We start from the raw sequence: 22,195 nt of genomic DNA, 5'->3' as shown, positions 1-22,195 counted from the left end.
TTCTCAAGGAGAGTGAACAATGGCTGCTAAGGACGTCAAATTCGACACCGATGCCCGCAACCGCATGCTGAAAGGCGTCAACATTCTGGCCGACGCCGTGAAAGTGACCCTGGGCCCCAAAGGCCGCAACGTGGTTCTGGACAAATCCTTTGGCGCACCGCGCATCACCAAGGACGGTGTGTCCGTGGCGAAGGAAATCGAACTGGAAGACAAGTTCGAGAACATGGGCGCCCAGATGGTGAAGGAAGTTGCTTCCCGCACCAACGACGAAGCCGGTGACGGCACCACCACTGCAACCGTTCTGGCTCAGGCGATCGTCAAAGAAGGCCTGAAGCAGGTTGCAGCCGGCCTGAACCCGATGGACCTGAAGCGCGGCATCGACCTGGCAACTGCCAAGGTTGTGGAAGCGATCAAGGCATCTGCACGTGACGTAAAAGACAGCGACGAAGTTGCGCAGGTTGGCACCATCTCCGCCAACGGCGAAGCAGAAATCGGCCGTCAGATCGCAGACGCGATGCAGAAAGTCGGCAACGAAGGCGTTATCACCGTCGAAGAAAACAAGGGTCTGGAAACAGAGACCACTGTTGTCGAAGGTATGCAGTTCGACCGCGGCTACCTGTCCCCCTACTTTGTCACCAACCCTGACAAGATGATTGCAGAACTCGACGACTGCATGATCCTGCTGCACGAGAAGAAACTCTCCTCGCTGCAAGCAATGGTTCCGCTGCTGGAGCAGGTGATCCAGTCGCAGAAGCCGCTGCTGATCATCGCAGAAGATGTTGAAGGCGAAGCGCTGGCAACTCTGGTTGTCAACAAACTGCGCGGCGGCCTGAAAATTGCTGCTGTCAAGGCACCGGGCTTCGGCGATCGCCGCAAAGCCATGCTGCAGGACATCGCCATCCTGACCGGCGGTCAGGTCATCTCCGAAGATCTGGGCATGAAGCTCGAGTCCGTCACCATGGACATGCTGGGCACCGCCAAGAAAATCGAGATCACCAAAGACGAAACCACCATCGTTGACGGTGCAGGCGAGAAGGCCGAGATCGAAGCACGTGTTGCTCAGATCCGTACCCAGATCGAAGAAACCTCTTCCGACTACGACCGTGAAAAGCTGCAAGAGCGCGTTGCCAAACTGGCAGGCGGTGTTGCTGTTATCCGCGTCGGCGGCATGACCGAAGTGGAAGTGAAAGAGCGCAAAGACCGCGTTGACGATGCTCTGAACGCAACCCGCGCAGCTGTACAGGAAGGCGTCATCGTTGGTGGTGGTGTTGCTCTGGTTCAGGCTGGCAAGGCACTGGACGGCGTTGAGGGTGCAAACTCTGACCAGAACGCTGGTATCGCCATCGTCCGCAAAGCCATCGAAGCGCCGCTGCGCCAGATCGCTGAAAACGCAGGTGTCGACGGTGCTGTCGTTGCAGGCAAGATCCGCGAATCCGCAGACACATCCTTCGGCTACAACGCTCAGACCGACGAATATGGCGACATGTTCTCCTTCGGCGTGATCGACCCGGCAAAAGTGACCCGTACCGCTCTGGAAGATGCGGCATCGGTTGCTGGCCTGCTGATCACCACCGAAGCTATGGTTGCCGACAAGCCCGCCAAAGAAGGCGCGGCAGCTGGCGGCATGCCCGACATGGGCGGCATGGGCGGCATGGGCGGCATGATGTAATCACAAATCCCTCTGGGATTTGCGATGAGGCAAAAGGCGGTTGGTCATTTTGGCCAACCTTCCGAGAGCCTGCCGTTCAATACTGCAAGATTTGGGGCTGCCTTTGGGCGGCCCCTTTTCGTTTTCGCTATTTCCAACATATCGACCGTGGCCCCATGACCGCGGTCGCATGCGACACAAAGAATTCACTGGCGTGACATTTCCGGGCGCGATAGCAGCGTGACATGCGTTTGTTTCTGCTTGTCTCCCTCACCATGGTGGCCTTTGCCGCGAACTCCATTCTTGGCCGGATGGCGATTGGCGCTGGCCATATGGAGGCCACCAGTTTCGGCCTGTTGCGCCTGTTTTCTGGTGCCGTGACGCTGACGGTGCTTTGTCTGCTGAGCAAACTCTCGCTGCGTCGCGATCTGCGCCAGACCCTTTGGGGCGGGCTTGCCTTGACTGTCTATATCATCGGCTTTTCCGTGGCTTATAAGGATCTCGACGCCGGTCTTGGCGCGCTGATCCTGTTTGGAGTGGTGCAGGTGTCGATGTTCCTATGGGGGGCTTTGCGGGGCAGCGCGGTATCCCTTGGTCAGATCAGCGGCGCGGTGATCGCGCTTGCAGGTCTCACTGTGGTGGTTTGGCCGACTGACGGGGCGTCGGCTGCGCCGCTTGGGGCTTCGCTTTTGATGGCATTGGGAGGCCTCGGCTGGGCGGGCTACAGCCTGCTGGGGCGAGGGGCCAAGGCGCCTCTTGCTGCGACGGCGGTGAACTTTGCGGCTGCGACAGCGATGATGGTCCCCGGTGTGATGATCTTTGGGGCAGAAATTGTGGTGTCTCCGACCGGTGTCGTCCTTGCCGTCCTGTCGGGTGCGGTCACTTCGGGTCTTGGCTATGCGCTGTGGTACTACGTGTTGCCCCAGCTTGCGCCCGCAGTTGCCGCGACAGTTCAGTTGTCGGTGCCGGTGATTGCGATCGTTGCGGGTGCGGCTCTCTTGGGGGAGGTGATCGGCTTGCGCCTGACCATCGGCTCTGTCGCCGTGCTGGGCGGGATTGCGGTTGTGGTGCTGTCGGCCCCGGGGCGCAATCTGCGCGGCGCGCTTGGCTCGGCGAAAAACAACTGAGGCGGCACGTCATTGCACGGCAGGCCCCATCGGCACTTCACCTGATCGCACAACGCCCCTATCTGCGCTTGCAGAGGTCATTTCAAAGGTTCAGCGCTATCATGTTCCGTTCTCTTGTTCCCGTTGTTCTGGCTGCCGCCACGGCTGGCCTGACAGCAACTGCAGCGCGTGCTGATTGCGTTGTCCTGCTGCATGGGCTTGCGCGTAGCGAAATCTCGCTGGCGGTGATGGAGCAGGTGCTGGAGGCACGCGGGATCAAGGTTGTCACCCCAGGCTATCCGTCAACGGATAAACCGGTTGCAACCCTGGCAGCTGACACTCTGCCGGCCGCGATCACGCAATGTCAGGCACAGATTTCAGACCCAGAGCGCATCCATTTCGTCACCCATTCTATGGGGGGTATCCTGTTGCGCCACTGGCTGCAGGACAATCGGCCAGAGGCGCTTGGCCGGACCGTGATGTTGGCCCCGCCAAATCACGGCAGCGAATTGGTCGATGAGCTGGGCGACTGGGAGGTCTTCGGGCTTTTGAACGGTCCCGCTGGCCTGCAGCTGGGCACCGGTGCCGAAAGCGTGCCAAACCAGCTCCCCGCCGCCAGTTTCCCGGTGGGAGTGATTGCAGGCGACTTCTCTCTCAACCCGGTGTTTTCGGCTATTATTCCGGGGCCAGATGACGGAAAGGTCTCAGTCCGCAGCACCTATCTCGATGGAATGAGCGACCACATCGTGTTGCCCGTCACCCATACCTTCATGATGAACAACCCGCAGGTTATTGCACAGGCGCTGCATTTCCTCGACACGGGGCGCTTTGATCCTGACCTGACATGGCTTGATTCCATCACAGGCGAAATCGCTGACGCCTGCGCTGATGGTCGCTGCAGCAGCGAGGGGGAGCAGCCGCAAGAGGAGACGCAGCCATGACCATGCTGGAACTGACACTGACCGGAGCAGATGTGCTGCGCCCAGAGGGGCTGGAACATGGTGGAGAGCTGTCCTTTGCAGCGGGCCAGATCCAGACGGACCGGGCCGGGCGTCAGATCGACCTGTCTGGCTATCGCATCCTTCCGGGGATCATTGATCTTCACGGGGACGGTTTCGAACGCCATCTGGCGCCACGTCGTGGCGCGATGAAGCAGATGACCGAAGGGGTTATTGCCGCCGAAGCCGAACTCGCCGCCAATGGCATCACGACTGGCGTTCTGGCGCAGTTCTACTCATGGGAGGGCGGTCTGCGCGGTCCTGAGTTCGCTGCCCAGGTGTTTGAGGGGATCAAGGCCGCGCGCCCTGCTGTGGTGACGGATCTGATCCCGCAACTGCGTTTTGAAATCCACCTTCTGGAGGCCTACGACAATCTGCCTGCGCAGATCGCAGAGTGGCAGGTGCCCTATGTGGTCTTCAACGATCACCTCCCGCATGAACGCCTCGCACAAGGAAAGAAACCGCCTCGGCTCACCGGTCAGGCGCTCAAGGCAGGGCGTAACCCGGAGGTGCACTGGCAGATGCTCAAGGACATGCATGCCCGACGACCAGAGGTGCCCGCAGCCCTCGACAAGCTGGCAGCGGCCCTTGGCGCGGCTGGGGTCTGTCTTGGCAGTCACGACGATCACACGAAAGAAGATCGGGTGATCTGGCGCAATCGCGGCGCGCTGATTTCGGAATTTCCTGAGACGATGGAGGCGGCGGAGGCTGCGAAATCCGCAGGTGACCACGTGATCCTCGGCTCTCCCAATGTGGTGCGGGGCGGCTCGCACAAGGGCAATGCCTCCGCTGTCGAGCTGATCGCGATGGGGCTTTGCGATGCGTTGGCGTCCGACTATCACTACCCCAGCCCCCGCCGTGCAGCGCTGATGTTGGAAAAGACCGGGCTCATGGATTTGTCGGCGGCTTGGGCGCTGCTGTCTGAGGGCCCGGCAAGGATTTTGGGTCTTGATGATCGCGGTCGACTGGAAAGCGGAAAGCGCGCCGACATTCTGGTGCTGGACAAGCAGACCCACCGCGTTGCAGCAACGATTTCCGGCGGGCAGGTCAGCTATATGTCGGGAGAGATTGCAGGCCGTTTCCTGGCTTAACGGAGGGGCGCCGCGCATCAGGCCGGATGGCCCTCTTTACGGCGCGTCAAACCGGCAGGGCCGGTTCCACAGGGCACGACAGTGTCGTGCCGTTTGTTTCTTCTGGCCGGAAATATCCCGGGGTTTGGGGCAGCGCCCCAAGTCGGCAATGGCTCTGGGGGCAGCGCCCCCAGCCCAGTCAGCCCAGCCCGGTCAGCCCAGCCCCTAGTCCCTAGGCCTGCGCTTTCACCACCCGGTTTATATGGCCCATCTTGCGGCCCGGCTTGGCCTCGGCCTTGCCGTAGAGGTGGATGGCGCAATCGGCCTCCTTTGCCAGCTCCGGGATACGGTCCACGTCATCGCCGATCAGGTTTTCCATCACCACATCGGAATGGCGCTGACCGTCGCCGAGCGGCCAGCCCACAACGGCGCGGATGTGCTGTTCGAACTGATCCACGGTGCAGCCGTTCTGGGTCCAGTGGCCGGAGTTGTGCACGCGCGGCGCGATTTCATTGACGATCAGGCCTTGGGGCGTGACGAAGAGTTCGACGCCGAGAACGCCGACATATTCGAGCGCGTTCAGGATCTTGCCTGCCATCAGCACCGCATCCATGCGCTGGCCGGTGCTGAGGCGCGCAGGCACGGTGGTGGTGTGCAGGATGCCGTCACGGTGGACGTTCTCACCGGGATCGAAACAGGCGATTTCGCCGCTGACACCACGCGCCGCGATCACCGAGACCTCGTGGCTGAAATTGACAAAACCTTCGAGGATTGAGGGCGCGCCTGCCATGGCGGCGAGCGCTTCGCCTGCGTCTTCCGGCGTCTTGATGCGGGCCTGGCCTTTGCCGTCATAGCCAAAGCGGCGGGTTTTCAGGATCGAGGGGGCGCCGATCTCTGCCAGCGCGGCGTCCAGGCTGGCCTGATCGGTGATGTCTGCAAAAGGCGCGGTTTGCAGGCCGAGGTCTTGCAGGAAGGTTTTCTCTGTCAGCCGGTCCTGGCTGATCCGCAGCGCCTCGCGGCCCGGACGGATCGGTTTTTGCGATTCCAGCAGGTCCAGCGCGGAGGTCGGGATGTTCTCGAACTCATAGGTGATCACGTCGACCGAGGCGGCGAAGGCGGCCAGCGCCTCGGCGTCCTCGTAACCTGCGGTGGTCACGCGGTCGGCGACGTGGCCTGCGGGTGGGGTCGCGCTTGGTTCAAAGATATGGGTCTTGAAGCCGAGGCGGGAGGCCGCAACCGAGAGCATCCGCCCCAGCTGGCCGCCGCCGAGGATGCCGATGGTCGAACCGGGGGCAAGCACGTCAGTCATCAGAGGGTTCCTCCGGGATGGAGGCCGAAAGCGCGTCGCGCCAATCATCCAGGCGCTGGGCGAGGTTTGGATCCTGCAGGGCAAGGATGCCTGCGGCCATCAGGCCCGCGTTGGCCGCGCCAGCTGCGCCGATGGCCATAGTGGCAACCGGAAAGCCCTTGGGCATCTGCACGATGGAATAAAGCGAGTCGACACCGGACAGCGCCCGTGTCTGGACCGGTACGCCTACGACCGGCACACGGGTCTTGGAGGCGACCATGCCGGGCAGGTGGGCAGCACCGCCGGCGCCTGCGATGATCACCTGCAGGCCGCGGTCAGCGGCGCTTTTGCCGTAGCTCCACAGACGGTCCGGGGTGCGGTGGGCAGAAACGATCTTGGCCTCATAGGCAATGCCCAGTTCATCAAGGATCGTTGCGGCTTCCTTCATGGTGGGCCAGTCGGATTGGCTTCCCATGATGATGCCTACTTTGATGTCGGCACCGTTCGAGTCGGGCATGGCTGGTGGCTCCTGTCGCGGCTTGTCGAGCGCGCACTATAGGGAAATTCGGATTTTCCGCAATGCGGCGTGCAGTGCACATACCTGTGCAGCGTATGATGTGAAAAAGGGAGAGCGCGCTGCGGGGCGCGCTCTCCTTCAGCGGCTGTTGGATCAATCCCGCTGTTTGGGCAGGATCAGGTTCAGCACCAGACCTGCAACCCCGGAGAGACCGATGCCTGCGAGGGTGAAGCCTTCGCCGAACTGCAGTGTCAGACCGCCGAGGCCGATGATCAGAACGGTGGAGATGATGACCATGTTGCGTGCCTCAGACAGCGCGTCGCCCAGTTTGGACAGGACGGACAGGCCAACGACGGTGACCATGCCGAACAGCAGGATCATGATGCCGCCCATGACAGGCATCGGAATGGTCGAGAGGGCACCCGACAGTTTGCCGACAAAAGACAGCGCGATGGCGAACAGCGCCGCCCAGGTCATGATCGCCGGGTTAAAGGCGCGGGTCAGTGTGACGGCACCTGTCACCTCGGAATAGGTGGTGTTGGGCGGCCCACCCAAAAGGCCTGCAGCAGCTGTCGCCAGACCATCGCCCAGCATGGTGTTCTGGATGCCGGGTTTTTCCATGTAGTCCCGCTTGGTCACGTTGGAGATCGCCAGGATGTCGCCGAAGTGTTCAATCGCGGGGGCGATGGCGACCGGCAGGATGAACAAAATGGCGGCCAGGTTGAATTCCGGCGCGACAAAGTTCGGAACATCAAACCAGGGGGCGTCCGCGATTGCAGCAGTGCTGATCAGGCTTTCACCCGTGATGGTGCCGATCACCAGCGCGGCGATATAGCCGGCGGCGACACCGACAAGGATCGGAACGATTCTCATGATGCCGCGCCCAAGGATGGCGGTCAGCATGGTGGTGCCAAGGGCAATCGCTGCCAAGAGCAGCGCGGTGTTGCGCGGCATGATCTGGGTGTCACCCGCGAGGCCTGTGGCCATGTTGACGGCAACCGGGGCCAGAGACAGGCCGATCACCATGATGACTGGACCCACGACAACCGGCGGCAGCAGCTTGTGCAGAAAGCCGGAGCCAAAGGCGCGGATCGCAAAGCTGAGCACCACATAAAGGAGGCCAGCCGCTGCAAGGCCGCCCGTGGTCGCGGCCATACCCCAGGTTTGAACGCCGTAGATGATGGGGGCGATGAAGGCAAAGGAAGACGCGAGGAACACGGGCACCTGTCCACGGGTCACGATCTGGAAAATCAGTGTGCCAAGGCCTGCGGTGAACAGCGCAACACTTGGGTCAAGCCCAGTCAAAAGCGGCACAAGCACCAATGCGCCAAAGGCGACAAACAGCATCTGCGCACCAGTGAGCGCTTGTTTGATCGAAAAATTGTAGTCGGTCCCCTGCAGGCTGGGGTCCGGGGTCTGTTCCCTCGTTGCGGTCATGTCCAGGCTCGTCTCGTTGTGAAGTGGCTTGTCCCTGCCGTGCCCTGTCGGAGGCCGACCGGAAACAATTCGGGCGGTCCTAGCGGGTAATGCAGCGTTTGACCATGCGTCATGGCCCAGAAACCAATCACCGGACGGTGGATTTTTCAGTGATAGCGCAAACTTGGCCTCGCCATACCCGTTCGCGCACCGAAACCTGCGCGCAGATGAGAGGCCTGAGCTGTTTTGCCGTTCAGGCGATGATGTCCGGGGTCAGGCGGTCTTCGATCAAGGCGATCTTGTCCTTGAGGATCAGTTTTTGCTTTTTCAGGCGCTGAATGGTCAACTGATCGCTGGTTCCACGTTCCTGCAGCGCAGAGATCGCCTCGTCCAGATCGCGGTGTTGGGTTTTGAACACTTCAAGCTCCACCTTCAAAACATCGTCGGTTTTCATGGAGATATCTGTAGGAGCGTTCATTGGCGACTCGTCGGCTGGCGGGTGAAACTGGCCGGAGATTACGCTTTTGGTGCCGTTTGCGCCAGCGCTCTGGCGCCTTGGGCTTGTGAATTCGCATAAAACACCCATATTCTTAGGAAGTTGGTCGCCATAATGGGGCCACTCGCAGACGTCGCTTTGGAATCAAGGACGAAAAACGTGTCTAAACTTACACTTGGCTCGTATCCGCACATGTTGGGATTTGAGCAACTTGAACGCCTTCTGGAACGCTCGGCCAAATCCGGCAACGAGGGCTATCCCCCTTACAATATCGAACAGACCTCTGATCATTCCTATCGCATCACGCTGGCGGTTGCCGGTTTTGGCGAAGAGGATCTGGCAATCACCGTAGAGGACCGTCAACTGGTCATCCGGGGTCGTCAGGGCGATGACAGCGAAGGTCGTGTATTCCTGCATCGTGGCATTGCCGCCCGTCAGTTCCAGCGCATGTTTGTGTTGGCCGATGGGGTCGAGGTCGGCGAGGCGGTCATGGAAAATGGCCTGCTGCATGTCGATCTCACACGCGCCCGACCGGAAACCGTGGTTCAGACAATCAACATCAAGAAGGGGTAAAAGACATGCACACAGCATATCAGTTCGACAAGACGGACAGCCGCATCGTCTATGTCAAAGCCGTTGATGTAGCCGATCTCCCCGAAGAGGTGCAGGCTGGCGCTGCGGGGCAGAAACAGCTCTACGCCGTTCATGATTCTGCGGGAGAGCAGCTGGCCCTGGTCAGTGACCGGCGCATGGCATTTGTGCTGGCGCGCCAGCATGACTACGCACCGGTGCCAGTGCACTGACAATTGCGCACTGACCGTGCAGACAGGGCATCCGGGAGGGTGCCCTTTTTTATTTTTTAGTGTGTGCCAGACAAAGGGTGCGCCCCGGGGGAGGCGGCGGCTTGTAGTCGAATGCCTTTCACGAAATGCAGTGCCGCCCTTGCAGACGGGGTGACTGCGTGGTCTTGCTAGGGTCTGTGTTTTGGCGGGAGGGCCGTTTGATGCAATTTGATTTTGACTGGGTGGATGCATTTTCTGCCCGTGCCTTTGGCGGAAATGGATGTGCGGTGGTGCATGGTGGGGCGCATCTGCCAGTGGATGTTTGCACGGCCTATGTACGAGAGACATCTTTGGTTGAATGCACCTTTACCGGTCCGTCCGATGTTGCGGACGTTCATGTGCGCTACTTCCTCGCCTCAAGAGAGATCCCCTTTGCAGGTCACCCCACCATCGCAACTGTCGCGGCGTTGCGGGATCGTGGCTTGATGCAGGGGACAGAGATCACGCTGGAAACCGGCGCCGGATTGGTCCGGGTTACGGTTGACGGTGACATGATCGAGATGACCCAGATTGCCCCGGAATTCGGGGTGAAGGCGGATCCGGATCTTGTGGCAGCGGCGCTATCTTTGCCATCTGATGCGATTGTCGGGACGCCTCAGAAGGTTTCGACCGGCTTGCCTTTCTGCGTGACGGTTGTGCGCGATCGGGCCGCCCTTGAGGCGGCAAAGCTGGATCTGCCCGCCCTTGCAGCACTCGGCAAGACCCTGGGCGCCGATGGGATTGATATGCTGGAACCATTCGTTGTGCATTTGGGCGGAGCAACAGACGCCGGGGATACGTTCTCGCGCTTGCTGATGGCGCCGCCGAGCCCGCCTGAAGACCCGTTCACAGGCTCCGCCACCGGGGCGATGGCCGCTTATCTCTGGCATCATGGATTGATGGAAAAAGACCGCTTTGTGGCAGAGCAGGGCCACGGGATGGGGCGGCCGGGCCAGGCCGTTGTCACCCGTGTCGGTGACCGGCAGGCTCCTGATGGTATTCGCGTGGCAGGGCAGGGCTTCGTGCTGATGCGCGGCACTGTTGATCTGCCTGAAACACTCTAAGAGACGGATATGACACGACCAGCCGCCATTGCCGTGGTGCCATATGGCACCAAACTCAACAAAGGTTTCGCAGACATTGCGCTTGATCAGCTGGCCTGGCCGTTGGGTCAGCCGCATGAGTTGCGCGGAAAGACCATTCGCGACCTCGAAGAGCAGGATCATCTGATCCTTTACATCAAGCGAGCGATGCATATCACGAGGGCCCGCAATTGCCGTGCGCAGATCTCTGTCATGGTGGCAGAGCCCAAGATCATGTCGGCCCTGCACCACCGATTGCTGCCTTGGACAGGACGGCGGTTTTTCCGGGTGTTCACCTATGACGAGGAGTTGCTGGCGCGGCTGCCCAATGGTGTTTTTCTTCCGTTTGGGACCACTTGGGTGCCGGAATGGCAAACCCTTGATCTGAACAAACAAGAGGACTTGTCACTCATCGCCTCGGCAAAGCGGGATCATCCCGGTCATAAGCTGCGTCATCGGATTGTTGAGCATCTCCAGTCCGCGCGCCCAGACGCCGCGATCCTTGGCAAAGGGTACCAGGCGTTTGACGCCAAAGCGGATGGGCTGGCGCCCTATCGCTATAGTGTCGTGATCGAAAACGTACAGGAGAGAAACTATTTCTCGGAAAAGTTGGTCGACGCCATTCTGTGCGAGACGGTGCCGATCTACTGGGGCTGCCCCAATATCAGTGATTTTTTCGATCCGACCGGCATGATGATTTGCGAAACAGAGGCAGAGTTGCGGGCGGCCATCGCGATGATGTCGCAAGGGGACTACGCTGCGCGATTGCCTGCATTGCGGGCGATCAAAGCAGAAGCCGCGAGATACGGCGATCTTGAACGTCGCGTCGCAGAGGCATTGCTGGCCAGTCTTTGATGGCTTCTGCTCAAACAAAAAAGGCCGCCCATCGGGGCGGCCTTTTCCTGTCTTGGGTCCGGATCAACCAGCGATCAGACCCATGTTTTCCAGTTTCAGCAGAACCTGATGTGCGCAGTTGTCGACGTCGACATTCTCGGTTTCGACAGACAGTTCAGGGTTCACTGGCACGTCGTAAGGATCGGAAATGCCGGTGAATTCCTTGATCTTGCCTTCGCGCGCCAGTTTGTACAGGCCCTTGCGGTCGCGGCGCTCGCATTCCTCGATCGAGGTTGCAACATGCACTTCAACAAAGGCGCCATACTGCTCGATCTCTTCACGCACATGGCGGCGGGTTGCCGCGTAGGGCGCAATCGGTGCGCAGATCGCGATACCACCGTTCTTGGTGATCTCAGAGGCCACATAGCCGATGCGTTTGATGTTCAGGTCGCGGTGCTCCTTGGAGAAGCCCAGCTCGCTGGACAGGTTCTTCCGCACGATGTCGCCATCCAGAAGGGTCACAGGGCGGCCACCCATCTCCATCAGCTTGACCATCAGGGCGTTCGCAATGGTGGATTTGCCGGACCCGGAGAAGCCGGTGAAGAACACGGTAAAACCCTGCTGCGAGCGTGGCGGCTTGGTGCGGCGCAGTTCTTTCACAACCTCGGGGAAGGAGAACCACTCGGGGATTTCCAGGCCCTCGGCCAGACGGCGGCGCAGTTCGGTGCCAGAGATGTTGAGAATGGTGACATCATCCTTGTCGGCGATTTCATCCGCTGGCTCATATTGGGCGCGCTCCTGCACATAGACCATGTGCTTAAAGTCGACCATTTTGATGCCGATTTCTTCTTCGTGCTCACGGAACAGGTCCTGAGCGTCGTAGGGGCCGTAGAAATCTTCACCAGCAGAGTTCTTGCCCGGGCCTGCGTGGTCGCGGCCAACGATGAAGTGGGTGCAGCCGTGGTTCTTGCGGATCAGGCCGTGCCAGACCGCTTCGCGCGGGCCAGCCATGCGCATCGCCAGATTGAGCAGCGACATGGAGGTGGTGGCCGCTGGGTATTTGTCCAGTACCGCCTCGTAGCAGCGCACGCGGGTGAAGTGGTCCACATCGCCCGGTTTGGTCATGCCGACAACCGGGTGGATCAGCAGGTTGGCCTGTGCTTCGCGCGCAGCGCGGAAAGTCAGCTCTTGGTGGGCGCGGTGCAGCGGGTTGCGGGTCTGGAAGGCAACAACCTTGCGCCAGCCCATCTTGCGGAAGTAGGCGCGCAGCTCGTTCGGGGTATCCCGACGACCACGGAAGTCATAGTGCACGGGTTGCTGGATGCCGGTTACCGGACCACCAAGGTAGATTTTGCCAGCCTGGTTGTGCAGGTAGTTGACGGCAGGATGTGCGTCATCGTCGGCGCCAAAGACTTTCTCGGCTTCGCGGGATTTGTTCGGCTCCCAGCGGTCGGTCACGGTCATGGTGGCCAGGATTACGCCTTCCTGATCGCGCAGCGCGATGTCCTGACCGATTTCCAGCGAGCTGGCGAAATCTTCGGTGACGTCCAGCGTGATGGGCATCGGCCACAGGGTGCCGTCAGCCAGGCGCATGTTTTCAACGACGCCATTGTAGTCTTCTTCGCTGAGAAAGCCCTTGAGCGGGTTGAAGCCACCGTTCATCAGCAGTTCCAGATCGCAGATCTGGCGCGGGCTCAGGTCATGGCTGACCAGATCGGCCGCTTCGACCTTCAGTTTCTGGGCAGAGTCGTAGGAGACATAAAGCTCTGGGATTGGGGCAAGATTGTTTTGCATCAACTTGGTCCTGTACTTGAAAGGGACGAGGCCACTGGTTGTGCCGGTAAGTTCAGCATGAAGCGCGTCATACTCTGCGAACTTGCGGGCGAGAAACTGGTCGGTGAGCCGGTTCTTTTCGGCTGCACCACGGGTGGTGAGGGCGTAGGCAAAGCGCTGGCGCTTGTCGGGGCCTGCACGTTCGCTGACCTTGACGAAACCGGCCTCTGCGGCAGCCCGGAGTTGTGCGTTGAGACGGCCAAGCGAAATCCCCACAGCCGTCGCCGTTGCCCGCTGGGACGCATCAGGCGCCTTGTCGAGCTGGCTGAGGATGCGAAAAAGCAGGTCTTCGTCCTCAAGACTGGGATTGGCGGGGGCGGATGGCATTGGTCGACTCAAAGTGTGTTCACGGGTGAACGCATTTCATGCTTTGCTGTCGTAGCAAAGCCCAAACCACCTTGGCGTGTATGAAAAAGACCGCCGTTCCCAATTTGCAACGCAGGCGGAACAGGCGGTCTTGTCGGGATCCTGCAGGGGAACAGGAATTTGAGCTGCGCGAGGCTGAACGGGGCTCAGCCCTCCGCAAACCCCCACCCATCCGGGCGAAATCCGTGGTCGATCGCGACGCGGGTTGCCACCTCTTCGACCATCCAGATCGCTGACGCGGACAGGATCTGATCCGGCATGGTCGCAATGAGCGTTGCGGGGTCGTCGCATTCGGCCTCTGCCCATTGGGTGTGAAAGCCCAGATCCGCGAGTGCTTCGGCCAGTGGCATCCAGTCGCTGGTTCCGTCGCTGGACACAAAGAACAGATCCAGATCTGCTTCAAACGGCAGATCGCCTTCGGCCTGAAGGTCTGAAAAGGCCGAGAATGTCTCGGCCTTTTGCGTGTCGAAATCATGCGCCACGGCGCTTACTCCTGTTCCGCCAGGAAGCGCTCGGCGTCCAGCGCGGCCATGCAGCCCATGCCTGCCGAGGTGACAGCCTGACGATACTTGTGGTCGGTCAGGTCGCCCGCTGCAAAAATACCCGGGATCGATGTTTCGGTGGTGCCGGGGGTGACCGTCACATAGCCGCCGTTGTGGGTTTCCAGCACATCCTTCACCAGTTCATTGGCGGGGGCATGCCCGATGGCGACAAACACGCCCTTGCAGGGGATTTCAGTGATTTCGCCGGTCTTCACGTTCTTCACGCGGACACCTTCGACGCCAAGTGGGTTTTCGGTGCCAACGACCTCTTCCAACTCGTGGAACCACAGGGGTTCGATCTTTGGGTTCTTCATCAGGCGGTCTTGCAGGATCTTCTCGGCGCGCAGTTCGTCGCGGCGGTGGATCAGCGTGACCTTGGAGGCAAAGTTGGTCAGGAACAGCGCCTCTTCAACAGCGGTATTGCCGCCGCCGATGACCACGATTTCCTGGCCGCGGTAAAAGAAGCCATCGCAGGTTGCGCAGGCCGAGACGCCAAAGCCCTTGAACTTCTCTTCTGACGGCAGGCCAAGCCATTTGGCGCGGGCACCTGTCGCCAGGATCACGGCATCGGCGGTATAGGTCGTGCCACTGTCGCCTTTGGCCACGAAGGGGCGGCTGCTGGTATCCAGTGAGGTGATGATGTCGCCGATGATCTCGGTGCCCATTGCTTTGGCGTGGGCTTCCATGTTGACCATCAGATCAGGGCCCTGGATTTCGGTGTGACCCGGCCAGTTCTCGACCTCGGTTGTCGTGGTCAGCTGACCGCCAGGCTCGATGCCCTGAACCAGGATCGGCTCCAGCATCGCGCGGCTCGCATAGACGCCTGCGGTGTAGCCCGCAGGGCCGGAGCCGATGATCAGAACCTTGGTATGGCGCGTTTCGCTCATCTTGTTTCCCCAATCGATGTATTGGCGGTCTTGCCGCCGTCAGGCAAAGCATATAGCTGCACGCCAAGCTGTCTTAAAGCCCCTCGGTGGCCCAAGACCGCAGTCTCGCCATGCAGGGCTGTCTGGCCGCATGCGGGGCAAAGCCGGTATCCCAAAGGTGTTTGGCAAAGATTGTTGCGCAGTTATGAAAGATTATTGCGCGCGCCGTGGATGCTGGTATAACAAACGCAATCTTTTCACAGGAGCTCTCATATGGTCACAACACGCCTTGATCCGATTGATCGCAAGATTTTGTCGGAATTACAGGCCGACGGTCGCATGACCAATGTTGAACTGGCCAAGCGCGTGGGGATATCTGCGCCGCCGTGCCTGCGCCGTGTGCGCTCGCTCGAGGAAGCGGGGCTGATCCGTGGCTACCATGCCGAGGTCAATTCGCGCGAACTGGGGTTTGAGGTTCAGGTCTTTGCGATGGTTGGTTTGGAAAGCCAGGCGGAAGCAGAGCTGAGCGCCTTTGAGGCCAAGTGCCGTGAGTGGCCGCTTGTGCGTGAATGTCACATGCTGAACGGCGAAGTGGATTTCATCCTGAAATGCGTCTCGCCCGACCTCAGCACGTTCCAGAGCTTTTTGACCAGCGATCTGCTGACCACGCCCAATGTCGCGAGCGTCAAGACCTCGCTGGTGATCCGCGGTGCCAAGGACGAACCGGGTGTGCCGTTTGATGTGCTGGAACAGAGGCTCGCGCGCGAAGCGTGACGCAACGCATCTTTTACGCAAGAAACACGAAAGGCGCCGTGCATCCGCAGGCGCCTTTTTGCTGTCTTGCCCCCAAGTGCAACGCCTAGTTCATGTCGGGCTGTCGGATTTCCGCCCGCGGATAGGCGAGCGGGCCGAACCCGGAAACTGAGTCAACATGCGAAAACAGGTTCAAATAGAGCGTGCGGATCGCGTGACTGACCAGTTTCAACGCATCCGGGCCGGGGTGGTATGTCTCAAACGGCAATCCACCGACCTTGATCACAGCGTGGCGGGGCAGGCAGAGGTGATAAAGATCCACCGCCGTTGGCGGCGCCGTTTCCACGATGCTCATGCCGTCCTGGTATTGCTGTACCGGGACAAGCGTTGCACCATGTTCCAGGCGAATGCCCGGCAGCGGTGCGCGCTGTAGCAGTCGGGCTGCGGGGCCTGCAACAACAGTCCCCATCGGTTTGGCATCGCCCAGGCTGTCGGCGGTGAAGCTGGTCAGCTGATGGCTGCGACCGGCCTTGTCGCTGCGAGAGGGAACCAGGCTGGTGGATCCCTTCCAAAGCAGGGTTTCGGCTTCGCCGTCCATCGTGATCAGCTGGTCGCCGGGCAAAAGATCCTCAACAGCGATTGGCCCCTGTGTGGTTTCGACCAATGCGCCGCGGCAAAATGCTGTGAACGCATTCTCAAACAAGGGGAGGGACGGCGCCACATGGCGGGTCTCGGCAATTGTTCCGTCGCTTTGCAGGCTCATCACATCATAGCGCCGCAACTGCGGGCGGACCCCGCTGCGGAGAGCTGCGGGATCTTTCAGAAGGGCGTTGGCTTCGACGGCATTGGCAGCTGCGCGTCGCAGTGACTGTGGAATGGTCATGGCTACCGGGCCTCTTTCATAACAACACAGATACAATTCCGACGTTTCAGCGAGCAGCTGCTAAAAGCCGGGGTCTTGGGCCGCATCCAAAAAAACGGCAGATGCGGGGGAATTCATGTCAGCCTTGAAGCGGGCTGGGTCAGGCTGTTTTGGCCTGTTGTGTGACGGTGCGGTCCTGCTGGCGACGTTCGATCATGGCCTGGCGGTTGGCGCCTCTGCTCCAGGGCAGCTCGACCTCTTCGGACTTGGCAGCTGCCACGATGGATTTGATGAAGCGCGACTTCGATGGCATTGGCGTCTCCTGTCAGGGTGATCGACGTCCTGCCGATCAGCGCGGTGTTCTGACCTGTTTGACATGGCATTGCGCCACCAATGTGGCCGATCTGTGAAAATCGCCGCACCTCTGTCGAAATTGCAGTCCTAAAACGCAACAACCCGACCTTGGGTGGGCCGGGTTGTGGTGTCTGCACGGAACGGAGAGGTCAGAGCCGGATGCAGGAAATAAGCCTGCCGTAGTCGGCCTCTTTCAGGTGGGTGGTGCGCCGATAAGAGTAGAACCGCGCCGGGTCGCTGTAGGTGCAGTGCCCGGTCCACTGTGCGGCGCCGACACCTGCACTGCGCAATTTGTGCAACCCAAGCGACGGCAAGTCAAACAGGTAGCGGTCGCCTTCACCATTGGCGAAGAAACGAGCGTTTTCAGGGTCCTGGGCAATGAAGTCGTCAAAGAACTCCGGGCCGACCTCATAGGCGCGCTGAGAGATGGTCGGGCCGATCACCGCACTGGTATTTGCGCGATCCGCGCCAAGCGCTTCCATTGCGGCCAGAGTGGCTTCCAGAACGCCATCCAGAGCTCCGCGCCAGCCAGCATGAGCGGCGCCCACGACACCGGCTTTTGCATCTGCAAACAAAACGGGTTGGCAGTCCGCCGTCAGAATGGACAGGGCGATGCCCGGTACATTGGTCACCATGGCGTCTGCCTTTGCGCCGGCTTGCAGATCTGCCTGGTTTGCCTCGCTGACAGTCAGCACATCGGCAGAATGGACTTGATGAACCCGGCCCAGGGCCTCTGCCGGGACATCCATTGCCTCCGCCACACGTGCACGATTCATTGTGACCGCTTGCCGCTGGTCAGAAGATCCGAGACCGCAGTTCAGTCCCTCGAATATGCCCGAGGAGGCCCCGCCCCGACGCGTGAAGAAACCGTGGCGGGTGTCGGCCAGCAGGTCAGAGGTAAGAATTTCCAGCGTCATGCGTTCAATCCTGGTGGGGGTGTCATCTGTGCGGGATAAAGCGCCAGAACTTTGAACAGGTTTCCCATTTCCTCCGGGTGCGTCAACCGTCGATGTGCAGCAATCAGCTGGTCCAGCTGCTGGCCGCTCAAGCGGGCGGCGAGGGCTTGGGCGCGGGCGGTGATGCCAAGCCGCTCGAGGAACACGCCTTGTGGTGTCACACGGCTGAATTCCGCACCTGCCGATTTGGCAGCCAGCGCCAGCGCCTCAAAATCGACATGGGTCGTCAAATCCGCTTCGCCGGGCGACAGGAGCGGATCGCTGGGCGCATGAGAGCGCAGGGCCTGCAGGGTGTCGCCAAGCGAACGCCAGTCGCCATAGTCCACAATCAGGGCACAGCCGCCATATGCCGCAATGCGTTGCGCAAGGGTGCTGACAATCGGCTGCGCAGCTTCGCAGAGCTCGACCAGATCATTGTCGGATGTGTCCTCAATCCGATGGGAAAGCGCGGGTTGCGGTGCGACCGGCCCCAGACCGAACTGCAGGGCGCCGTCCTCGGATAGCCCGACCGATTTTTCGCGCCAGCCCTCACCATCGCGCAGGAACTGGCGCACGGGCAGGGCGTCGAAGAATTCGTTGGCCACCAGAAACAGCGCCTGATCGGGAAGTTCCTCGATGTTTTCGTGCCAGGTGGCGGCATAGCCGGAAAGCGCTTCGGCTTGGCGTTTGCGCAAGGTTGGCGAGGCTTCCAGAAGCGAGATGCGCATCGCGGCATGAAAGCCCGGCACGGCCTTGGTCGCGCGAAGAACATCGGCCATCAATGTACCGCGTCCAGGGCCAAGTTCGGCAAGGGTGAACGGGGTCGGGCTGCCTTGATCAATCCATGTCTGTGCCAGCGCCAGGCCGATCAGTTCTCCAAACATCTGGCTGATTTCGGGCGCGGTGGTGAAGTCACCGGAGGCCCCCAGCGGATCGCGGGTGGTATAATAGCCATAGGTCGGATGCAGCAGCGCCTCTGCCATGTAGTCAGCAACCGAGATCGGGCCATCAGTCCGGATGCGGGCTATGATGTGATCTTGCAGGCTCATGTCTTTGCCCCGCCATTTCGCTGGGCGCGCAGGATCAGGACCACGCCGATTGCGATCATCGGCAGTGACAGGATCTGGCCCATGGTTAAGCCGTAGCCACCGATATGAAAGGCCAGGCCAAGTGGGTTGTTTTCGGTGACAAATTGCGCGTCAGGCTGGCGGACGAACTCCACCGCAAACCGCGCAGCGCCGTATCCTGCAAGGAAAACCCCGGTCACATAGCCGGGCAGGCGCAAGGCACCTTTTCGATAGGCCAGCCACAGCAGCACCGCGCCAAGCAAGAGCCCCTCGAGCACGGCTTCGTAAAGCTGAGAGGGGTGACGCGCGCAGATTTCACCCAAGGCCTGCCCACAGGCCTGAGCGGCCTGTCCGGGGAACGCAACCCCCCAGGGGAGGTCTGTTGCGCGCCCCCATAGTTCGGCATTGTTGAAATTTGCCAGCCGTCCCAGCAGCAGCCCCGGCGGAACGGTATGGGCCACTAAGTCAGCAATCTGAAGACGTGGGATATTGTGGCGCAGTGCATAGATCCATGTCGCAAAGATCACCCCAAGCAGCCCCCCGTGAAAGGCCATGCCCCCTTGCCAGATGCGGATCACCTCGGCTGGGTTCTGCAGATAATAGCCGGGCTGGTAGAACATGACATAACCAAGCCGCCCGCCAAGAATAACGCCAAGGATGATCCAGGTCAGGAGGTCTTCGACCTGTGCTGGCTTCATCGGAGGGCGCTGTTCAGGCCAGAGCGCTGGTCGTCGCAGTGCGCCGACAGCCAAACGCCAGGCAATCACGATGCCAACGATATAGGCCAGCGCGTACCAGCGCAGTGCAAAGCGAGAGCCAAACAGCTCTACTGCAAAGATTTCGGGGGACAGATCGGGAAAGGGGATGAAAAAAGCGTGCATATGCCGTGAATGCCTGTGCTGGATCAGGAGGTCAACGCCTTGCCGCCGCGCCTCATGTCGCCCATATAGGGGACAAGGCTCACATGGAGAAGACAATGCAGACGCGCAACAAGATCATGGACGACATTTCGCAGCTCATGACCAACGCCATGGGTGTTGCTCACGGTGCTCGGGAAGAGGCGGAAACCGCCATGAAAAGCCTGATTGATCGCTGGCTGGCTGATCGCGACTTTGTGACCCGCGAGGAATTTGATGCGGTGCGTGCAATGGCGCAAAAGGCCCGTGAAGAAAATGAGGCTCTCAAGGCCCGCTTGGATGCGCTTGAGGCTGACAAATCCGCCTGATCGGCTGAACCGCTCTGGCTTGCTGGCCCCCCGGCGGGGTGCCGCCATGCTGGACAGTGCTGACAAGACCAGCCAAAAGGACCAGCGCCGCCCTTTGAGGGGCGGCGTTTTCTTTTGTGGTCGGGGTGGTTCCTGCGTCCGTGCGGCGGCGGCTTCCCAGCGGGTTTCCATGTGACAAAGGACGATTGCCGCAACATTGATCGAAGTTACGATATTTTGCGGGCAGTTTTCATTCGTCCACAACTTATTGCAGTTATCCCCAAATAAAGGGTTGCCAGATGCGTTTCGGGCGGCCACCATATCTAGTAGGAGAGGCGGAAAACCCCTCTCTTTCTTGAGCAGGCCGCTAGCAATTGGGGGTGCCAGACATCGCTTTTGCTAGAGAGCAGAGAGGTGGCATCATGGCTCTTTCCGAACAGTTTCTGGAAGACGAAATTCACCCTATCGACATTGTCGAACATCTGGCCTCCGATCACGATTGGGACTTTGACCGCATTGGCGATGACCAGATCGCCATGGCTGTCGAAGGGCAGTGGCGAACCTATTCGCTGACCCTCGCGTGGTCCGGCTATGAAGAAACCCTGCGAATGGTGTGCAGCTTTGAAATGGAGCCGCCAAAGGAAAAACTGCCCCAGCTGTATGAGCTGATCAACGAAATGAATGATCAGTGCTGGGCGGGTGGTTTCACCTTTTGGCCCGAACATAAGCTGATGTTGTTCCGCTATGGGCTGGTTCTGGCCGGTGGTCAGGTTGCCAGCGCTGAGCAGATCGACACGTTGATCAATGCGGCGGTGTCAAACTGCGAACGCTATTACCCGGCGATCCAGTTGATGGTGTGGGGCGGGCAGCCCCCGCGTGAGGCACTGCAGGTCGCCATTGCAGAGGCCTACGGGCGCGCGTAAACCTTCTCCCCAAACCGGATTTATCGAAGGGGAGGGGAAATGCAGGTATCCGAAATCGCATCGCGCGGTATTGCGTTGCTGGGCTGTGGGAAAATGGGGTCAGCCATGTTGGCAGGCTGGCTCGATCAGGGAGTATCCCCGGACGCAGTCTGGGTGATCGACCCCAATCCGTCCGATTGGTTGCGCCAGACTGGTGTGCAGATCAACGCCCCTCTGCCAGAGGGAGACAAAGCGCCCGGCATCGTGTTGATTGCGGTCAAGCCCCAGATGATGGGAGAGGCGCTGCCCCAGATGCAGTCGCTTGGGAATGGTCCGACCCTGTTCATTTCGGTTGCAGCAGGCACGTCCATCGCCACATTCGAAGATCTGCTGGGCTCACAGACACCGTTGGTGCGGGCGATGCCCAATACACCCGCCGCCATCGGTCGCGGGATCACTGCAATCATTGGAAACACACAAGCCAGCAGTGCGGATCTGGACCGCGCAGAGGCGCTGTTGCAGGCGATTGGTCAGATCGTTCGGCTGGAAAGCGAAGGTCAGATCGATGCCGTCACGGGTGTCAGCGGCTCAGGGCCGGCTTACGTTTTTCACCTGATTGAAACGCTTGCCGCTGCAGGAGAGGCTGAGGGTTTGCCTGCCGATCTGGCCATGCAACTGGCCAAAGCCACGGTTGCGGGGGCTGGTGCCTTGGCAGAGGCGGCGGAGGAAACCCCCTCGCAGCTACGCGTGAACGTGACCAGCCCCAATGGTACAACACAGGCTGCCCTTGAGGTCTTGATGAATGAAGCTGACGGTTTCCCGACGCTTTTGCGTCGTGCCGTCGGGGCCGCGACAGAGCGCTCCAAGGAGTTGTCCCGTGGCTGAGATTTCCTTTGATGAGTTTCTGAAGGTCGATGTGCGGGTGGGTGAGGTCATTCGCGCCGAGGATTATCCCGAAGCCCGCAAGCCCGCGATCAAGATGTGGGTGGATTTTGGTGAAGAGATCGGCGTCAAGAAAACATCGGCGCAGGTGACCGCTCATTACAGCCCGGAAAAACTGGTGGGAAAACAGGTCATGGCCGTTGTGAACTTTCCCCCACGCCAGATTGGTAAATTCATGTCCGAGGTTCTTGTCCTTGGATTGCCGGATGAAAGCGGTGAGATTGTTCTGATCGGTCCGGATGGGCCGGTTCCAATTGGGGGGCGGATGCATTGAGCAACGTAAAACGCCCCAA

General features: G+C 60.1%; 25 protein-coding genes. 13 read left to right on the top strand and 12 right to left on the bottom strand.

Annotation, left to right across the window (positions count from 1 at the left end):
- Positions 1-19: 19 nt before the first annotated feature.
- The 4 genes from groL to NIT7645_RS18870 all read left to right on the top strand — a co-directional run bounded on the left by groL (position 20) and on the right by NIT7645_RS18870 (position 4,843).
- Positions 20-1,669 (top strand): chaperonin GroEL, encoded by a 1,650-nt coding sequence (gene groL / locus NIT7645_RS18885; RefSeq protein ID WP_008563258.1) that lies wholly within the window; start codon positions 20-22, stop codon positions 1,667-1,669.
- Between the two features lie 224 nt (positions 1,670-1,893).
- Positions 1,894-2,775 (top strand): DMT family transporter, encoded by an 882-nt coding sequence (locus tag NIT7645_RS18880; RefSeq protein WP_008559937.1) that lies wholly within the window; start codon positions 1,894-1,896, stop codon positions 2,773-2,775.
- A 101-nt stretch (positions 2,776-2,876) separates the two neighbouring features.
- On the top strand, positions 2,877-3,695 hold the full coding sequence (locus tag NIT7645_RS18875; RefSeq protein WP_008563242.1) for an alpha/beta fold hydrolase: 819 nt from the start codon (positions 2,877-2,879) through the stop codon (positions 3,693-3,695).
- A complete protein-coding gene (locus tag NIT7645_RS18870; RefSeq protein WP_008559003.1) occupies positions 3,692-4,843 on the top strand; it encodes an alpha-D-ribose 1-methylphosphonate 5-triphosphate diphosphatase in 1,152 nt (383 codons plus the stop codon). The genes NIT7645_RS18875 and NIT7645_RS18870 overlap by 4 nt, the downstream gene beginning before the upstream one ends.
- A gap of 211 nt (positions 4,844-5,054) precedes the next feature.
- Here NIT7645_RS18870 and NIT7645_RS18865 read toward each other — a convergent pair whose 3' ends face one another.
- The 4 genes from NIT7645_RS18865 to NIT7645_RS18850 form a co-directional block, all read right to left on the bottom strand.
- A complete protein-coding gene (locus tag NIT7645_RS18865) occupies positions 5,055-6,131 on the bottom strand; it encodes a 5-(carboxyamino)imidazole ribonucleotide synthase (RefSeq protein WP_050687794.1) in 1,077 nt (358 codons plus the stop codon).
- A complete protein-coding gene (purE, locus tag NIT7645_RS18860) occupies positions 6,124-6,627 on the bottom strand; it encodes a 5-(carboxyamino)imidazole ribonucleotide mutase (protein ID WP_050687792.1) in 504 nt (167 codons plus the stop codon). Before purE ends, NIT7645_RS18865 begins: the two co-directional genes overlap by 8 nt.
- 153 nt (positions 6,628-6,780) lie before the next feature.
- The gene (locus tag NIT7645_RS18855) at positions 6,781-8,064 is read right to left on the bottom strand and encodes a uracil-xanthine permease family protein (RefSeq protein ID WP_008563249.1); all 1,284 of its coding nucleotides are present in this window, start codon (positions 8,062-8,064) and stop codon (positions 6,781-6,783) included.
- Positions 8,065-8,296: 232 nt separating this feature from the next.
- Complete coding sequence (locus NIT7645_RS18850; RefSeq protein WP_008560933.1) at positions 8,297-8,521, bottom strand: YdcH family protein; 225 nt, start codon at positions 8,519-8,521, stop codon at positions 8,297-8,299.
- Positions 8,522-8,698: 177 nt separating this feature from the next.
- Here NIT7645_RS18850 and NIT7645_RS18845 point away from each other — a divergent pair, with 177 nt between their 5' ends.
- The 4 genes from NIT7645_RS18845 (at position 8,699) to NIT7645_RS18830 (ending at position 11,297) form a co-directional block, all read left to right on the top strand.
- Positions 8,699-9,112 carry an Hsp20 family protein gene (locus NIT7645_RS18845; protein WP_074964292.1) on the top strand — a complete coding sequence of 138 codons (414 nt, stop codon included), beginning with the start codon at positions 8,699-8,701 and terminating at the stop codon, positions 9,110-9,112.
- A 5-nt stretch (positions 9,113-9,117) separates the two neighbouring features.
- A complete protein-coding gene (locus NIT7645_RS18840) occupies positions 9,118-9,342 on the top strand; it encodes a DUF1150 family protein (protein WP_008562203.1) in 225 nt (74 codons plus the stop codon).
- 200 nt (positions 9,343-9,542) lie between these two features.
- Positions 9,543-10,424: a PhzF family phenazine biosynthesis protein gene (locus tag NIT7645_RS18835; protein WP_008562001.1), complete on the top strand. Its 882-nt coding sequence runs from the start codon at positions 9,543-9,545 to the stop codon at positions 10,422-10,424.
- Positions 10,425-10,433: 9 nt separating this feature from the next.
- Positions 10,434-11,297 (top strand): hypothetical protein, encoded by an 864-nt coding sequence (locus tag NIT7645_RS18830; protein ID WP_008560284.1) that lies wholly within the window; start codon positions 10,434-10,436, stop codon positions 11,295-11,297.
- Positions 11,298-11,360: 63 nt separating this feature from the next.
- Here the strand turns inward: NIT7645_RS18830 and NIT7645_RS18825 are convergent, their stop codons facing one another.
- From NIT7645_RS18825 to trxB, 3 genes are all read right to left on the bottom strand, one after another.
- Positions 11,361-13,436 (bottom strand): bifunctional sulfate adenylyltransferase/adenylylsulfate kinase, encoded by a 2,076-nt coding sequence (locus NIT7645_RS18825; RefSeq protein WP_008561991.1) that lies wholly within the window; start codon positions 13,434-13,436, stop codon positions 11,361-11,363.
- A gap of 185 nt (positions 13,437-13,621) precedes the next feature.
- Positions 13,622-13,957, bottom strand: a complete 336-nt coding sequence (locus NIT7645_RS18820) for a ribonuclease E inhibitor RraB (RefSeq protein ID WP_008560649.1) — start codon at positions 13,955-13,957, stop codon at positions 13,622-13,624.
- 5 nt (positions 13,958-13,962) lie between these two features.
- The gene (gene trxB / locus NIT7645_RS18815) at positions 13,963-14,904 is read right to left on the bottom strand and encodes a thioredoxin-disulfide reductase (RefSeq protein WP_008560462.1); all 942 of its coding nucleotides are present in this window, start codon (positions 14,902-14,904) and stop codon (positions 13,963-13,965) included.
- A gap of 252 nt (positions 14,905-15,156) precedes the next feature.
- On the opposite strand from trxB, the gene NIT7645_RS18810 reads away from it, so the two are divergent.
- Positions 15,157-15,657, top strand: a complete 501-nt coding sequence (locus NIT7645_RS18810; protein ID WP_008560294.1) for an Lrp/AsnC family transcriptional regulator — start codon at positions 15,157-15,159, stop codon at positions 15,655-15,657.
- A gap of 85 nt (positions 15,658-15,742) precedes the next feature.
- Here the strand turns inward: NIT7645_RS18810 and NIT7645_RS18805 are convergent, their stop codons facing one another.
- The 5 genes from NIT7645_RS18805 to lgt form a co-directional block, all read right to left on the bottom strand.
- Entirely contained in the window at positions 15,743-16,519 is a 777-nt protein-coding gene (locus tag NIT7645_RS18805) for a Hint domain-containing protein (protein ID WP_008558829.1), read from the bottom strand.
- Positions 16,520-16,658: 139 nt separating this feature from the next.
- A complete protein-coding gene (locus NIT7645_RS19575) occupies positions 16,659-16,811 on the bottom strand; it encodes a hypothetical protein (RefSeq protein ID WP_165589508.1) in 153 nt (50 codons plus the stop codon).
- A gap of 190 nt (positions 16,812-17,001) precedes the next feature.
- On the bottom strand, positions 17,002-17,769 hold the full coding sequence (pgeF, locus tag NIT7645_RS18800; RefSeq protein ID WP_008561704.1) for a peptidoglycan editing factor PgeF: 768 nt from the start codon (positions 17,767-17,769) through the stop codon (positions 17,002-17,004).
- Positions 17,766-18,836: a class I SAM-dependent methyltransferase gene (locus tag NIT7645_RS18795; protein WP_008559963.1), complete on the bottom strand. Its 1,071-nt coding sequence runs from the start codon at positions 18,834-18,836 to the stop codon at positions 17,766-17,768. The genes pgeF and NIT7645_RS18795 overlap by 4 nt, the downstream gene beginning before the upstream one ends.
- A complete protein-coding gene (gene lgt, locus NIT7645_RS18790) occupies positions 18,833-19,735 on the bottom strand; it encodes a prolipoprotein diacylglyceryl transferase (RefSeq protein ID WP_008560303.1) in 903 nt (300 codons plus the stop codon). Before lgt ends, NIT7645_RS18795 begins: the two co-directional genes overlap by 4 nt.
- A 95-nt stretch (positions 19,736-19,830) precedes the next feature.
- Here lgt and NIT7645_RS18785 point away from each other — a divergent pair, with 95 nt between their 5' ends.
- From NIT7645_RS18785 to NIT7645_RS18770, 4 genes are all read left to right on the top strand, one after another.
- Complete coding sequence (locus NIT7645_RS18785) at positions 19,831-20,079, top strand: accessory factor UbiK family protein (protein ID WP_008562912.1); 249 nt, start codon at positions 19,831-19,833, stop codon at positions 20,077-20,079.
- 401 nt (positions 20,080-20,480) lie between these two features.
- Entirely contained in the window at positions 20,481-20,981 is a 501-nt protein-coding gene (locus NIT7645_RS18780; protein WP_008561419.1) for a type III secretion system chaperone family protein, read from the top strand.
- Positions 20,982-21,020: 39 nt separating this feature from the next.
- Entirely contained in the window at positions 21,021-21,845 is an 825-nt protein-coding gene (gene proC, locus NIT7645_RS18775) for a pyrroline-5-carboxylate reductase (protein ID WP_008560976.1), read from the top strand.
- Positions 21,838-22,176 carry a tRNA-binding protein gene (locus tag NIT7645_RS18770; RefSeq protein ID WP_008562389.1) on the top strand — a complete coding sequence of 113 codons (339 nt, stop codon included), beginning with the start codon at positions 21,838-21,840 and terminating at the stop codon, positions 22,174-22,176. Before proC ends, NIT7645_RS18770 begins: the two co-directional genes overlap by 8 nt.
- Positions 22,177-22,195: the final 19 nt, after the last annotated feature.

Origin of the sequence: Phaeobacter italicus (genome assembly GCF_001258055.1) — a bacterium.
Taxonomy (GTDB): Bacteria; Pseudomonadota; Alphaproteobacteria; order Rhodobacterales; family Rhodobacteraceae; genus Phaeobacter; species Phaeobacter italicus.
Note: the sequence above shows the minus strand (reverse complement) of the source record. Positions and strands in the feature narration are given on the sequence as shown.

Bases quoted from the DNA above. Each gene is read 5' to 3' on its own strand.
- purE (WP_050687792.1), bottom strand. From the start codon at position 6,627: ATGCCCGACTCGAACGGTGCCGACATCAAAGTAGGCATCATCATGGGA.
- NIT7645_RS18795 (WP_008559963.1), bottom strand. From the start codon at position 18,836: ATGAGCCTGCAAGATCACATCATAGCCCGCATCCGGACTGATGGCCCG.
- proC (WP_008560976.1), top strand. From the start codon at position 21,021: ATGCAGGTATCCGAAATCGCATCGCGCGGTATTGCGTTGCTGGGCTGT.
- NIT7645_RS18865 (WP_050687794.1), bottom strand. From the start codon at position 6,131: ATGACTGACGTGCTTGCCCCCGGTTCGACCATCGGCATCCTCGGCGGC.
- NIT7645_RS18805 (WP_008558829.1), bottom strand. From the start codon at position 16,519: ATGACCATTCCACAGTCACTGCGACGCGCAGCTGCCAATGCCGTCGAA.
- trxB (WP_008560462.1), bottom strand. From the start codon at position 14,904: ATGAGCGAAACGCGCCATACCAAGGTTCTGATCATCGGCTCCGGCCCT.
- NIT7645_RS18785 (WP_008562912.1), top strand. From the start codon at position 19,831: ATGCAGACGCGCAACAAGATCATGGACGACATTTCGCAGCTCATGACC.
- NIT7645_RS19575 (WP_165589508.1), bottom strand. From the start codon at position 16,811: ATGCCATCGAAGTCGCGCTTCATCAAATCCATCGTGGCAGCTGCCAAG.
- NIT7645_RS18850 (WP_008560933.1), bottom strand. From the start codon at position 8,521: ATGAACGCTCCTACAGATATCTCCATGAAAACCGACGATGTTTTGAAG.
- NIT7645_RS18810 (WP_008560294.1), top strand. From the start codon at position 15,157: ATGGTCACAACACGCCTTGATCCGATTGATCGCAAGATTTTGTCGGAA.
- NIT7645_RS18780 (WP_008561419.1), top strand. From the start codon at position 20,481: ATGGCTCTTTCCGAACAGTTTCTGGAAGACGAAATTCACCCTATCGAC.
- lgt (WP_008560303.1), bottom strand. From the start codon at position 19,735: ATGCACGCTTTTTTCATCCCCTTTCCCGATCTGTCCCCCGAAATCTTT.
- NIT7645_RS18840 (WP_008562203.1), top strand. From the start codon at position 9,118: ATGCACACAGCATATCAGTTCGACAAGACGGACAGCCGCATCGTCTAT.
- NIT7645_RS18825 (WP_008561991.1), bottom strand. From the start codon at position 13,436: ATGCCATCCGCCCCCGCCAATCCCAGTCTTGAGGACGAAGACCTGCTT.
- NIT7645_RS18835 (WP_008562001.1), top strand. From the start codon at position 9,543: ATGCAATTTGATTTTGACTGGGTGGATGCATTTTCTGCCCGTGCCTTT.
- NIT7645_RS18880 (WP_008559937.1), top strand. From the start codon at position 1,894: ATGCGTTTGTTTCTGCTTGTCTCCCTCACCATGGTGGCCTTTGCCGCG.
- NIT7645_RS18875 (WP_008563242.1), top strand. From the start codon at position 2,877: ATGTTCCGTTCTCTTGTTCCCGTTGTTCTGGCTGCCGCCACGGCTGGC.
- groL (WP_008563258.1), top strand. From the start codon at position 20: ATGGCTGCTAAGGACGTCAAATTCGACACCGATGCCCGCAACCGCATG.
- NIT7645_RS18830 (WP_008560284.1), top strand. From the start codon at position 10,434: ATGACACGACCAGCCGCCATTGCCGTGGTGCCATATGGCACCAAACTC.
- NIT7645_RS18855 (WP_008563249.1), bottom strand. From the start codon at position 8,064: ATGACCGCAACGAGGGAACAGACCCCGGACCCCAGCCTGCAGGGGACC.
- pgeF (WP_008561704.1), bottom strand. From the start codon at position 17,769: ATGACGCTGGAAATTCTTACCTCTGACCTGCTGGCCGACACCCGCCAC.
- NIT7645_RS18870 (WP_008559003.1), top strand. From the start codon at position 3,692: ATGACCATGCTGGAACTGACACTGACCGGAGCAGATGTGCTGCGCCCA.